The sequence below is a fragment of the Micromonospora sp. AKA38 genome (assembly GCF_027925725.1).
Taxonomy (GTDB): domain Bacteria; phylum Actinomycetota; class Actinomycetes; order Mycobacteriales; family Micromonosporaceae; genus Micromonospora.
Window position 1 is genome coordinate 1,197,536 of the sequence record NZ_BNEI01000005.1, and the last position, 14,162, is coordinate 1,211,697.

The 14,162-nt window shown below is 76.9% G+C and carries 2 protein-coding genes (1 of these 2 cut by a window edge); both read left to right on the forward strand.

Annotation, left to right across the window (positions count from 1 at the left end):
• On the forward strand, positions 1-3,575 hold the end of the coding sequence (locus tag TPA0908_RS22490) for a type I polyketide synthase (RefSeq protein WP_281940965.1). The gene continues 26,059 nt to the left of window position 1, outside the view; the window shows 3,575 of its 29,634 coding nt (coding positions 26,060-29,634); its start codon lies off the left edge, out of view; it ends in the stop codon at positions 3,573-3,575.
• 298 nt (positions 3,576-3,873) lie between these two features.
• Positions 3,874-14,151 carry a type I polyketide synthase gene (locus tag TPA0908_RS22495; RefSeq protein WP_281940967.1) on the forward strand — a complete coding sequence of 3,426 codons (10,278 nt, stop codon included), beginning with the start codon at positions 3,874-3,876 and terminating at the stop codon, positions 14,149-14,151.
• Positions 14,152-14,162: the final 11 nt, after the last annotated feature.

Genomic DNA, 14,162 nt, shown 5'->3' on the forward strand with positions numbered 1-14,162 from the left:
GCGTCTCGTCGTTCGGCATCAGCGGCACCAACGCCCACGTGATCCTCGAGGAGGCGCCGACCACCGGTGCCGCCGACGACCGCCCCGCCACCGGGGCGACGGGGCACACCCCGGACGTGAGCGACACCGGGCAGGGACGGGCGAACACGGACCCGACCGAAGCGCCGCGCGCCGACGTAACGCTGCCGTGGCCGGTCAGCGCCGCGACGGCGGTCGGCCTGCGGGACCAGGCCGACCGGCTGGCCCGGCGGCTCGCCGACCCGGCCGCCGCCGACCCGGCGGAACCGGCCGGTCCGCTGGCTGCTGTCGACCCCGGCGCGGTCGCGTGGGCGCTGGTGGAGGGCCGGGCGCACCTGGCCCACCGGGCCGTCGTGGTCGCCGCCGACCCGGCGACCCGGCTGGCCGCGCTGACCGCGCTCGCCGCCGGCGACACCCACCCGGCGCTCGTCCCGGCCGCGCCCGCACGGACCGGCCGGACCGCGATCCTCTTCTCCGGGCAGGGCGCGCAACGCGCCGGCACGGGCCGCGACCTGTACGACGCGTTCCCGGTGTTCGCCGCCGCGCTGGACGAGGTGTGCGGGCAGCTCGACCCGCTGCTGCCGCAACCGCTCAAGCCGGTGCTGTTCGACGCCGGCGACCTGCTGGACCAGACCCGGTTCACGCAGGCCGGACTGTTCGCGGTCGAGGTGGCGCTGTTCCGCCTCGTCGAGTCGTTCGGGATCGTGCCGGACGCCGTCGGCGGCCACTCGGTCGGCGAGATCGTCGCCGCCCACGTGGCGGGCGTGCTGTCCCTGACCGACGCGTGCACGCTCGTCGCCGCGCGCGGCCGGCTCATGCAGGCGCTGCCGGCCGGCGGCGGGATGCTGGCGGTCGCCGCCCCCGAGGCCGAGGTGGCCGCGTCGGTCGCCGGGCACCCGGAGGTCGGGATCGCGGCGGTCAACGGCCCGTCGTCGGTGGTGGTGTCCGGCCCGACCGACGCGCTGGACGGGATCGAGCGCGCCTGGCGCGAGCGGGGTGCCCGCACCCGCCGGCTCACCGTGAGCCACGCGTTCCACAGCCCGCTGATGGCGCCCATGCTGGCCGAGTTCCGGGCCGTGCTCGACGGGTTGAGCTTCGCCGCGCCGCTGCTGCCGGTGGTGTCCAACCTGACCGGTGCGCTCGCGTCCGGCGACGACCTGCGGACGCCTGACTACTGGGTGCGGCACGTGCGCGAGGCGGTCCGGTACGCCGACGGGATCGCCGCGCTGCGGGACACCGGCGTGGACACGTTCCTGGAACTCGGGCCCGCCGCGGTGCTGACCCCGATGAACGCCGACCTGCTGCCCGACGACACCACCGCGGTCGCCGCGCTGCGTGCCGGCGTACCGGAGGTCACCAGCCTGCTCGCCGCGGTCGCCGCCGGCTACGCGGCCGGGCGGGACCCGCACTGGCCGGCGCTGCTGACCCCGCTCGCCGGCCCCCGCCCCGCCGCCCGGGATCTGCCCGAGCTGCCCCCGTACGCGTTCCAGCCGCAGCGGTACTGGCCCACGCTGACCACCCCGGTCGGCGGCGCGGCGGCGGACGACGGCGAGTTCTGGCGGGCGGTCGGCGACGGCGACCTCGACCGGCTCGGCATCGACACCGGGCAGCCGCTGCGCGACGTGCTGCCACAGCTCGACGCGTGGCGACGCCGACGCCGCCAGGACGGCGTGCTGGCCGGCTGGCGCTACCGGGTCACCTGGCACCGGCGCCCGTTGACCGGCGGCGAGCCGGGCCGCTGGCTGCTGGTCGCGCCGCCACGCGAGACCGCCGACACGGTCGCCGACGCGCTGCGGGCCGGCGGCGCCGACGTACGGCTGCTCACCGTCGACCCGGCCACCGTGGACCGGGACGGCCTCGCCGACGCACTGGCCCGGGCCGAGGCCGACCACCGGCCCACCGCGCTGCTGTCGCTGCTCGCGCTCGACGAGGCCCCGCACCCCGGGCAGGACGCCCTGCCGGCCGGGCTCGCGGCCAACCTGCTGCTGCTCCAGGCGCACGTCGCCCGCGACGGCGGCGCACCGCTGTGGCTCGCCACCGCCGGGGCCGCCGCCACCGACGACGAACCCGCCCCCCGGCCGTGGCAGGCCACCAGCTGGGGTCTCGGCCTGGCCGCCGCGCTGGAACACCCCCGGCACGTCGGCGGGCTCGTCGACCTGCCCGGCACGGTGACCGCCGAGGCCCTCGCCGGGCTGCTGGCGGCGCTGACCAACCGGGAGGGGGAGGACCAGGTCGCGGTGCGCGGGTCCGGTCCGCTCGTCCGCCGGCTGGTCCGGGCCACCGGCCCGGCCGGGGGTACGGGCGGTGGCTGGACGCCGCAGGGCAGCGTCCTGCTCACCGGCGGCGCCGGACCGGTCGCCCGGCACACCACCGCCTGGCTCGACCGGGCCGGCGCGTCGGTGGTGCCGCTGGACGAGACGGCCGGCGGCAAGCTGGCCGACCGGATGGCGCAGCTCGCCGCCGACGGGCGGCCGGTGACCGGGCTGGTGCACGTGCCGGCCGACACCGGCACCGCGCCCCTGGTCGACCTCACCCTGGCCGACCTCGCCGCCGACCTGACCGCCACCGTCGGTGACCTGCCCCGGTACGCCGACGAGGTGGAACAGCGCGCGCTCGGCGCGCTGGTGGTCTGCTCGTCCACCTCCGGCGTGTGGGGCTCCGGCGGGCGCTACGGGCAGGCGGCCGGCGACGCGCTGCTGCACGTCCTCGCCGCCGGTTGGCAGCACGCCGGGCTGCCGGTGACGTCGGTGGCGTTCGGGCCCTGGGCAGACGGCCTCACCGACACCGACCTGGCCCACCTGGGCCGCAGCGGCCTGCCCGGCATGGACCCGGAGCTGGCCGTCGCCGCGCTCCGTCAGGCGGTAGTCGACGGCGACCGGCTGGTCGTCGCCGACGTGCGGTGGGACCGGTTCGTGCCGGCCGTCGCGGCGGTCCGGGACCGGCCGCTCTTCGCCGACCTGCCCGAGGCCGCCGAGGCGCTGCACGGCCTGCACGCCGAGCAGCCCGCGGACGACGCCGCCGCGGCGGCGCTGCGGGACCGGCTCCGCCCGCTCGGCGACGCGGAGCGGGACGCGATCCTGGTCGACCTCGTCGCCGGCCAGGCCGCGGCGGTGCTCGGTCTCCCGGACGTCGCCGACCTCGGCCCCGGCCGGGCGTTCCGCGAGGTCGGATTCGACTCGATGACCGCGGTCGAGCTGCGGAACCGGCTGCGCACCGCGACCGGAGCCACGCTGCCGGGCAGTGTGGTCTTCGACTACCCGACCCCGCTGGCGCTCGCCCGGCACCTGCGGACGCTGCTGGCGCCCGACGGCGCCGCCGCCACCACCGGCCTGCTCGCCGAACTGGAGAAGGTGGACGACCTGTTCACCGCCGGCACGCCGGACCCGCTGACCCGGCAGAAGCTGCTGGTGCAGATGCAGGCGTTCATCGCCCGCTGGGGTGACGAGCGCGCGCCAGCGCCGGAGGCGCCGGTGACCGACACGCTCGACGCGGCCAGCGACGCCGAACTGTTCGATTTCATCCACCGCGAGCTGGGCGGGCCGGGCGGCGAATTCTGAACGAATTCGCGCGCCATTGTGGCGCCCCGCGCACCGCCGGTCGCGAGGGCTTTGCGGGCGCCGCCGCGACCGGTCCGGCCGGGTCGGTCGCGGCGGCGTACCGGCCCAGCCTGCGCACCTCGCGGCGGCGTCCCTGCTAGGGGCGGCCCTAGGGGCGGGCTAGGGGTTGTGACGTGTCTGGCCAGGCAATTACCTTCCTCACCGTAAGTGAGACCTGGTGGGCGCTGGTCAACGCAATTCGTGATCGCGCCGAACGGTATTGGGTCGCCTGTTGTTCCGGCCCGAAAAGGTGGCGCTGATGGCGACTGAGGACACCCTCCGGGAATATCTGAAATGGATGACCGCCGACCTGCACCAGACCCGGCGGAAGCTCGGCGAGCTGGAGGCCGCGAACCGCGAGCCCATCGCCGTCGTCGGCATCGGCTGCCGGTTCCCCGGCGGGGTGCGCTCCCCGGAGGACCTGTGGCGGCTGGTCGACAGCGGCACCGACGCGGTCTCGGCGTTCCCCACCGACCGTGGCTGGGACCTGGAGCGGCTCATCCACCCGGACCCCGACCACCCCGGCACCTCCTACGTCGGTGAGGGCGGCTTCCTGGACTCGGCCACCGAGTTCGACGCCGGCTTCTTCGGCATCTCACCCCGCGAGGCGCTGGGCATGGACCCGCAGCAGCGGCTGCTGCTGGAGACGTCGTGGGAGGCGTTCGAGCACGCCGGCATCGACCCGGCGACGCTGCGCGGCCACCAGGTCGGCGTGTTCGCCAGCACCACCGGTCAGGACTACGCGGCGCTGCTCCAGACGCCCCCGCCCGGCGTCGAGGGGTACGTGCTCACCGGCACCGCCGCCAGCGTCGTCTCCGGCCGCATCTCGTACGTGCTGGGCATCGAGGGACCGGCCGTCTCCGTCGACACCGCGTGTTCGTCGTCGCTCGTCGCGATGCACCTCGCCGGCCAGGCGCTGCGGCAGGGCGAGTGCACGCTCGCGCTCGCCGGCGGCGCCACCGTCATGTCCACCCCGGCCGCGTTCGTCGGGTTCAGCCGCCAGCGCGGGCTGGCCGCCGACGGCCGGGTCAAGGCGTTCGCCGCCGCCGCCGACGGGACCGCCTGGGGCGAGGGCGTCGGCGTGCTGCTGCTGGAGCGGCTCTCCGACGCCCGCCGCAACGGCCACCCCGTCCTCGCCGTGATCCGGGGCAGCGCGGTCAACCAGGACGGCGCGTCCAACGGGCTCACCGCCCCCAACGGCCCCTCCCAGCAGCGGGTGGTGCTCCAGGCGCTGGCCAGCGCCCGGCTCGCCCCGGAGCAGGTCGACGCCGTGGAGGCGCACGGCACCGGCACCAACCTCGGCGACCCGATCGAGGCCACCGCGCTGCTCGCCACGTACGGGCAGGGCCGGCCGGCCGACCGGCCGCTGCGGCTCGGGTCGGTGAAGTCGAACATCGGCCACACCCAGGCCGCCGCCGGCGTCGCCGGTGTGATCAAGATGGTCATGGCGCTGCGGCACGACCGGCTGCCCGCCACGCTGCACGTGGACGCGCCCACCCCGCACGTCGACTGGTCCGCCGGCGCGGTGTCGCTGCTCAGCGAGCCGCTGCCCTGGCCGCCGGGGGAGCAGCCCCGCCGGGCCGGTGTCTCCTCGTTCGGGATGAGCGGCACCAACGCCCACGTGATCGTCGAGGAGGCCCCACCGCCGCCGGAGCCGGCCACCGCCACCCCGGCGACCCCGGACGCCGGCGCCGCCGCCACGTCGGGCGCCGCCACCTCGCCGACTGCCGCCACGCCGCACGCCGCCGTCGCGTCGACGCACGCCGCGTCGGTGGCCGGTCCGGCGCCGGTGGTGGCCGCCGGCCTGGTGCCGGTGCTGCTCTCCGCGCGCGACGCCGCCGGGCTGGCCGCCCAGGCCGCCCGCTGGGCCGACTGGCTCGCCACCGACGACGCCCCCGTCACCGACATCGGCTGGTCGTCGGTCACCACCCGGGGCGCGCTCGACCACCGGGCCGTGGTCCTCGCGCCGGACCGCGACGCGCTGCGCGACTCCCTGCGTGCCCTGGCCGCCGGTGACACCGCGTCCGGCCTGGTCACCGGTGCCGGCCCACGCGGCGGGCAGGTGGCGTTCCTGTTCAGCGGGCAGGGCGCGCAGCGCGCCGGGATGGGCCGGGAACTGGCCGCCGCGTTCCCCGCCTACGCCGACGCGCTCACCGAGGTCTGCCGCGAACTCGACAGGCACCTGCCCCGCCCGCTCGGGCCGATCCTCGCCGCCGAACCCGGCACCGCCGACGCCGCGCTGCTCGACCGGACCGAGTACACCCAGGCCGCGCTCTTCGCCGTCGAGGTGGCGCTGTGCCGGCTGCTGGACTCGTGGGGCGTACTGCCGGACCTGCTCGCCGGCCACTCCATCGGCGAGGTGGTCGCCGCGCACGTGGCCGGCGTGTTCAGCCTCGCCGACGCCGCCACGCTGGTCGCCGCGCGCGGCCGGCTCATGCAGGAGCTGCCGGCCGGCGGCGCGATGCTCTCCGTGGCCGCCGCGCCCGCCGACGTCGAGGCGCTCCTCACCGACGTCGACGGGCCGATCGGCGTCGCCGCCGTCAACGGACCGGCCGCCGTCGTGGTATCCGGCGCCGCCGACGCGATCACCGACGTCGAGCGCCGCGCCGCCACCCAGGGGGTACGCACCAAGCGCCTCACCGTCAGCCACGCGTTCCACAGCCCGCTGATGGAGCCGATGCTCGCCGCGTTCGCCGCCGTGGTCGAACGGCTGGAGCGGCACGCGCCGACGCTGCCGATCGTGTCCAACCTGACCGGCGAGCCTGTCGACCCGGACGAGATCCGCACCCCCGCGTACTGGGTGCGGCACGTCCGGGAGACGGTCCGCTTCGCCGACGGCGTGACCCGGCTGCGCGCGCTCGGCGCCGGCACGTTCCTGGAGGTCGGGCCGAGCGGCGTGCTGACCGCGCTGACCCGGGAGCTGACCGGCCCGGACGCCACCGCCGTGGCGCTGCTGCGCCGGGACCGCCCGGAACCGGAGGCGCTGCTCACCGCGCTCGCCGAACTGCACGTCGCCGGCGTCCCGGTCGGCTGGCGGGAGCTGTTCGCCGGCACCGACCCGCACCGGGTCCGGCTGCCCGGGTACGCGTTCCACCGTCAGCGGTTCTGGCCCGAGCCGCCGGCCGCCGCCCCCGCCGTCGAGGCGAGCGGCGCGGACGCCGAGTTCTGGGCCGCCGTGGAACGCGCCGACATCGACGCGCTGCGCGACCAGCTCGGCGCCGCCGCCGGCGGTGACCCGGTGGAGACGCTGCGCCCCGCGTTGCCGGTGCTCTCCGCCTGGCGTCGCGGCCGGCACGACCGATCCGTGGTGGACGGCTGGTCGTACCAGGTGCGGTGGCAACCGGTAGCGGTCGCCGAGGGTGACCGGCCGACGGGCCGCTGGCTGGTGCTGCTGCCCGCGGACGCCCCTCCCGGCTGGGCCGACGACCTGCCCGCGCTCGTCGACGACGCGACAGTGCTGCGCCTCGGCGCCGACGACCTGGACCGTACGGCGCTCGCCGACCGGCTGCGCGCCGCGCTCGGTGACGCGCCGGTGGCCGGCGTGCTGCACCTGGTCGCCGGCCAGGACCGGCTGCTGCCCGAGCACCCCGGCGTCAGCGTCGCCGCCGCCACCACGCTGGTGCTGCTCCAGGCGCTGACCGACCTCGACCTTCCCGCGCCCGTCTGGTGCCTGACCAGCGGCGCGGTCAAGGCCGGACCCGCCGACCGGCTCACCGACCCGGTGCAGAACCTGGTCTGGGGCCTCGGCCGGGCCGCCGCCGTGGAACAGCCGCACCGGTGGGGCGGCCTGATCGACCTGCCGGCCACGCCCGACGACGCGGTCCGCCGCCGCCTCGCCGCCGTGCTCGCCGGCGGCAGCGGCGAGGACCAGGTCGCGGTCCGCGCCGGCGGCGTCTGGGGCCGGCGGCTCGTCCCCGCCCCCGCGCCGGAGCAGCCGACCGGCGACCGCTGGACCGACGCGACCGTCCTGGTCACCGGCGGCACCGGCGCGCTCGGCGGACACGTCACCCGCTGGCTGCTGGAGCGCGGCGCCCGGCGGGTCGTGCTGGCCGGCCGGCGCGGCGCCGACACCCCCGGCCTGGCCCCGCTGCTCGCCGAGCACGGCGCGGACGGCCGGGTCACCGCCGCCGCCTGCGACATGACCGACCGTACGGCGGTCGCCGCGCTGCTCGACTCGCTGCCCGACCTGACCGCGGTGGTGCACGCCGCCGGCACCGACCAGCTCACCCCGCTGACCGGCACCACGCTCGACGAGTTCGCGCACGTCGTCGCCGGCAAGGTGCTCGGCGCGCTGCACCTCGACGAGTGCCTCGCCGACCGGCCGTTGGCCGCGTTCCTGCTCTTCTCCTCCGTCTCCGGCACCTGGGGCAGCGCCGGCCAGTGCGCGTACGGCGCGGGCAACTCGCTGCTCGACGCGCTCGCGGTGCACCGCCGCGACCGAGGGCTCACCGCCACCGCCGTCGCCTGGACCGCGTGGGGCGGCGCCGACGGCATGGCCGCGAAGAACACCGCCACCGAACAACTGCACCGGATGGGTCTGCCCACCATCGACCCGGCGCGGGCCCTGGTGGCGCTGGACCGGGCGCTGGACCGGCCCACCGCCGGCGTCACGGTCGCCGACGTCGACTGGAGCCGCTTCCACCCGGCGTTCACGCTCACCCGGCCCAGCCCGCTGCTGTCCGACCTGCCGCAGGTCCGCGCGTTGACCGAGGCCGAGGCGGCCCGGGACGCCGCCGCGCCGGCCGGCGTCACCGAGGCGCTGCGCCACCTCGCCGGCCGGCCCGAGGCCGAGCAGGAGCGGGAGCTGCTGCGGCTGGTCGACGAGCAGACCGCCCGGGTCCTCGGCCACGCCACCGCCGACGACCTGCGCGGCCGACCGTTCAAGGACCTCGGCTTCGACTCGCTCACCGCGGTGGACCTGCGGACCCGGCTGAACGAGGCCACCGGCCTGCGCCTGCCGTCCACCCTGGTCTTCGACCACCCCACCCCGGCCGAGTTGGCCCGGCACCTGCGGGTCACCGCGTTCGGCGCGGACGCCGCCGCGCCGGCCGTGCCGACCGTCACCGCCGGCGCGGACGAGCCGATCGCGGTGGTCGGCATGGCCTGCCGTTACCCGGGCGGCGTGGACGGCCCGGAGGAGCTGTGGCGCCTCGTCGCCGACGGCGTCGACGCGATCGGCGGCTTCCCCACCGACCGGGGCTGGGCCGTGCCGGCGCCGGACAGCGGCTACACGCCGGCCGGCGGGTTCCTGCCCGAGGCGACCGGCTTCGACCCGGCGTTCTTCGGCATCTCGCCGCGCGAGGCGCTCGCCATGGACCCGCAGCAGCGGCTCACCCTGGAGGCCGCCTGGGAGGTGCTGGAACGGGCCGGCGTGGACCCGACCGGCCTGTCCGGCAGCCGTACCGGGGTGTTCGTCGGCGCGTCCACCTCCGGCTACGGCACCGGGCTGACCGAGGTGCCGGAGGGCACCGAGGGCTACCTGATGACCGGTGGGGCGCACAGCGTCATCTCCGGGCGGGTCGCGTACACGCTCGGCCTCGAAGGGCCGGCCGTCACCGTGGACACCGCCTGCTCGTCGTCGCTTGTCGCGCTGCACCTGGCCGGGGAGTCGCTGCGCCGGGGCGAGTGCGACCTGGCGCTGGCCGGCGGGGTCGCGGTGATGGCCACGCCGGACACGTTCGCCGAGTTCTCCCGCCAGGGCGGGCTGGCCGGCGACGGGCGGTGCAAGTCGTTCGCCGCCGCCGCCGACGGCACCGGCTGGTCCGAGGGCGTCGGCATGCTGCTTGTGGAACGGCTCTCCGACGCCCGCCGGCACGGCCACCGGGTGCTCGCGCTGGTCCGCGGCTCGGCCGTCAACTCCGACGGCGCGTCGAACGGGCTGACCGCGCCGAACGGCCCGTCGCAGCAGCGGGTGATCCGGGCCGCGTTGGCGGACGCGGGGCTGTCCACGTCGGACGTGGACGTGGTGGAGGCGCACGGCACCGGCACCACGCTGGGTGACCCGATCGAGGCGCAGGCGTTGCTGGCCACGTACGGGCAGGATCGGGAGACGCCGCTGCTGCTCGGCTCGATCAAGTCCAACATGGGCCACGCGCAGGCCGCCGCCGGCGTCGCCGGCGTGATCAAGATGATTCTCGCGATGCGCCACGCGACCGTGCCGGCCACGCTGCACGTGGACGAGCCGTCGCCGCACATCGACTGGTCGGCCGGCGCCGTGGACCTCGTCACGTCGGCGCGTCCCTGGCCGGTCGTGGACCGGCCGCGTCGGGCGGCGGTGTCGTCGTTCGGCATCTCCGGCACCAACGCCCACGTGGTCATCGAGGCGCCCGACGCGCACGTGGTCACCGGGCAACCCGACGCGCCCGCGCCCGCGCTGGTCCGGACCGACGCGGTGCTCTGGCCGCTGTCCGCCCGCTCGACCGCCGCACTGACCAGCCAGGCGGAACGCCTCGCCCGGCACGTCCGCGCACACCCGGACCAGCCGCCCGCGGCGGTGGCCTGGTCCCTCGCGACCACCCGCGCCGCGCTCGACCAGCGCGCCGCGGTCGTGGGCACCGACCGCGACGACCTGCTGGCCGGCCTGGACGCCCTCGCCTCCGGTGCGCCGGCGGCGAATGTCGTGACCGGCACCAGCGTCGAGCACGATCCGGGTCCGGTGTTCGTGTTTCCGGGTCAGGGTGGTCAGTCGGTGCGGATGGCGGCTGGTCTGGTGGGTCGGTGTGCGCCGTTCGATGCGCGTCTTGCGGAGTGTCAGCGGGCGTTCGCGCCGTTGCTGGATGTGGATCTCGTGTCGGTGTTGACCGGTGACGACGACGCCTGGTTGGACCGGGTGGAGATCTTGCAGCCGGTGTTGTTCGCGGTCGGTGTGTGTCTGGCCGAGGTGTGGCGGGCTGCCGGGGTGGAGCCGTCGTTGGTGATCGGTCATTCGCAGGGGGAGATGGCCGCCGCGTGCGTGGCCGGGGTGCTGTCACTCGATGACGCGGCGAAGGCCGTCATTTTGCGGGCCCGGTCGCTGGCCACTCTGGCGGGTTCCGGCGGGATGTTGGCGGTGGATCTGCCTGTGGACGAGGTGCAGGCGCGGATCGAGGGTGTGCCCGGCACGGTGGTGGCGGTGCTCAACGGTCCCGGGCAGGTGGTGGTGTCCGGTCCGCCGGACACCCTGGCGGAGTTGCGTCAGCGGTGGGAGGGCGAGGGGGTGCGGGCGAAGCCGGTGCCGTTCAACTACGCCTCGCACAACCCGGGTGTGGAGCGGGTCCGCGAGCGGATGCTCACCGACCTGGCGGGGCTGGTTCCGCAGCCGGGTCAGGTCCGGATGGTGTCGACGGTGACGGGGGACTGGGCCGACCCCGAGAGCATGGACGGGGGGTACTGGTTCACGAATCTGCGGCAGCCGGTGCGTTTCGAGCAGGCGGTGCGGACCGCGCTCGGGGCCGGGCACCGCACGTTCGTGGAGGTGTCGGCGCATCCGGTGCTCACGATGCCGGTGACGGCGATCCTCGACGACACCGACACGGCGGGGCACACGCTGTCCACGCTGCGCCGCGGTGACGACGACGCGACCCGGCTGCTGACCAGCCTCGCGGTCGCGCACACCCTCGGCCTGCCCGTCGACCTGACCCGCGTCCTCACCCCCGCGACCACCGTCGACCTGCCCACCTACCCGTTCGCGCGGGACCGGTACTGGCTGGCGCGCGGCGGCTCCGGCCCGGTCGGGCTGCCCGCCGCCGGCCTCGACGCGGTCGACCACCCGCTGCTGCACGCCGTGGCCGACCTGCCCGGCGACGAGGGCCTGCTGTTCACCGGCCGGCTCACCCTGGCCACCCACCCCTGGCTGGCCGACCACGCCGTGCTCGGCACCGTCCTGCTCCCCGGCACCGCCCTGGTGGAGCTGGCGTCCTGGAGCGGACGCGCCGTCGACACCGCCCACGTCACCGAACTGGTCCTGGAAGCGCCGCTCGTCGTCCCGCCCACCGGCGGCGTCGACCTGCGGGTCCGCGTCGGCGCCGTCGACGACGACGGCTGCCGGCCGGTCACCGTCCACTCCCACCTCGACGACGACGGCGACACCCCGGGCGCCGGCCGCACCTGGCAGCGGCACGCCACCGGCCTGCTCGCCCCCACCCGCCCGGTCACCGTGGCCGCCGGCGGGGCGTGGCCACCCGCCGACGCCGAGCCGATCCCCCTGGACGCGCTCTACCCGCACCTCACCACGCAGGGCTACGGCTACGGCCCGACGTTCCAGGCGCTGCGCGCCGCCTGGCGCAGCGGCGACGACCTCCTCGCCGAGGTGGCGCTCGACACCGACGCCCCCGCCGACCCGTTCACGCTGCACCCGGCGCTGCTCGACGCCGCGCTGCACACCATCGGCGCCGACGCGCTGCACCGCGCCACCACGACCGCGCCGGCCGGAGACGCCGCGACCACGCCGACCGCGGCCCCCGGGCTGCCGTTCTCCTGGACCGGGCTCGCGATCCAGCCCACCCGGGCCCGGGAACTGCGGGTCCGGCTCACCCCCACCGACGGCGCGGTCGCCGCCACCGTCACCGACACCGGTGGCGTGCCGGTCGCCTCCCTCGACGCGCTCGTGCTGCGCCCGATCAGCGCCGACCAGCTCGACACCGCCCGCCGCGCCGCCGCCCGGTCCCTGCACCGCCTCGACTGGATCAGCCCCGAACCGGGCGACCGCCGCCCGTCCCGCCTCGCCGTGCTCGGCGACGCCGACGAGTGGCCCGGCGTCGAGGCGTACCCGGACCTGGACGGGCTGGTCGCGGCCGTGACCGGCGGCGCGGCCCGGCCCGACGCGGTCGTCGCCACCGTCACCGGGCAGCGCGCCGACGAACCCGACCCGGCCCGTGCCGCGCACCTACTCACCCACGAGACGCTGGCGCTGGCGCAGGACTGGCTCACCCGCGAACCGCTCACCGACATCCCGCTGGTCGTGGTCACCCGCAACGCGGTCCGCGCCGAACCCGGCGACCGCCCCACCGACCTGCCGGCCGCCGCCGCGTGGGGCCTGATCCGCTCCGCGCAGTCCGAGAACCCGGGCCGCTTCGTGCTGCTCGACCTCGACGACGACGCCCGCTCCCCGGTGGCGCTGCCGGCCGCGCTCGGCACCGGCGAACCGCAGCTCGCGCTGCGCGCCGGCCAGATCCGGGTGCCCCGGCTGGTCCGCCTCGGCCCGCCGCCGGAGCGGCCCGAACCGGAGCTGTCCGCCGGCACCGTGCTGGTCACCGGCGCCACCGGCGCGCTCGGCCGCCTCGTCGCCCGCCACCTGGTCACCCGGCACGGCGTGCCGCGCCTGCTGCTGGCCAGCCGTAGCGGCCCGGACGCGCCCGGCGCGGCCGACCTGGTCGCCGAGCTGACCGCGCTCGGCGCCGCCGCGCAGGTCGTCGCCGTCGACGTCAGCGACCGGGACGCGCTCGCCGTGCTGCTCGACGAGATCCCCGCCGACCGGCCGCTGGTCGGCGTGGTGCACGCCGCCGGCGTCCTCGACGACGGCGTGCTGCCCGCGCTCACGCCGGCCCGGTTCGACACCGTCCTCACGCCCAAGGTGGACGCCGCCTGGCACCTGCACGAGCTGACCGAGAAGCTGGACCTCGCCGCGTTCGTGTTGTTCTCCTCCTCCGCCGGCCTGTTCGGCGGGCCCGGCCAGGCCAACCACGCCGCTGCGAACGCCTTCCTCGACGGGCTCGCCCACCACCGCCGGGCGCGCGGCCTCGCCGTCACGTCCATGGCGTGGGGGCCGTGGGCCAACCCGGCCGAGCCCGGCGGGCCGCAGGGCCACGTCGACGAGCAGCGGATGAGCCGGGCCGGCTTCCGGCCGCTCGGCCCGGACGAGGGCATGGCGCTGTTCAGCGAGGGACTGCGCCACGACGAACCGGCGATCGCACCGGTCAGCCTGGACCACGCGGTGCTCGGCCGGCTCGGCCCGGCGCTGCCCCGGCTGTTGCACGGCCTGGTCCGTACCACCGTCGGCGCCGGGCCGGCCACGGCCCCGGCCGGCGACGCGGCGGCGGCGCTGCGCGACACGCTCGCCGCCACCGCCGAGGCGGACCGCGACCGGGTGCTCTCCGACCTGGTCCGCACGCACGCGGCGGCGGTGCTCGGCTACGCCTCGATCCGCGACGTGGACGAGGAGAAGGGCTTCGTCGAGCTGGGCTTCGACTCGCTGACCGCCGTCGAGTTCCGCAACCGGCTCAGCGCCGCCACCGGGCTGCGCCTGCCGTCCACGCTGATCTACGACCGGCCCACCACCGCCGCGATGGTCACGCACCTGCGCGGCGCGCTGCTCGCCGAGCGGAGCACCTCCGCGCTGACCGTGCTCGGCGAGCTGAACAAGCTGGAGACCGCGATGCGCGCCATCGCCGACGACGACACCGACCGCGCCGCCGTCGCCGTCCGGCTGCGCGAACTGCTGTCGCTCTGGACGTACGCCGACGGCGGCGCCGACGACCCCGCCGCGGGTGACGGCAACCTCAGCTCCGCCAGCGCCGAGGAACTGTTCCACCTCCTCGACGACGAACTCGGAACCGCCTGAGATGCCCCGGA

Excerpts from the sequence above, each read along its gene's own strand:
- TPA0908_RS22495 (WP_281940967.1), top strand. The coding sequence starts at position 3,874 with ATGGCGACTGAGGACACCCTCCGGGAATATCTGAAATGGATGACCGCC.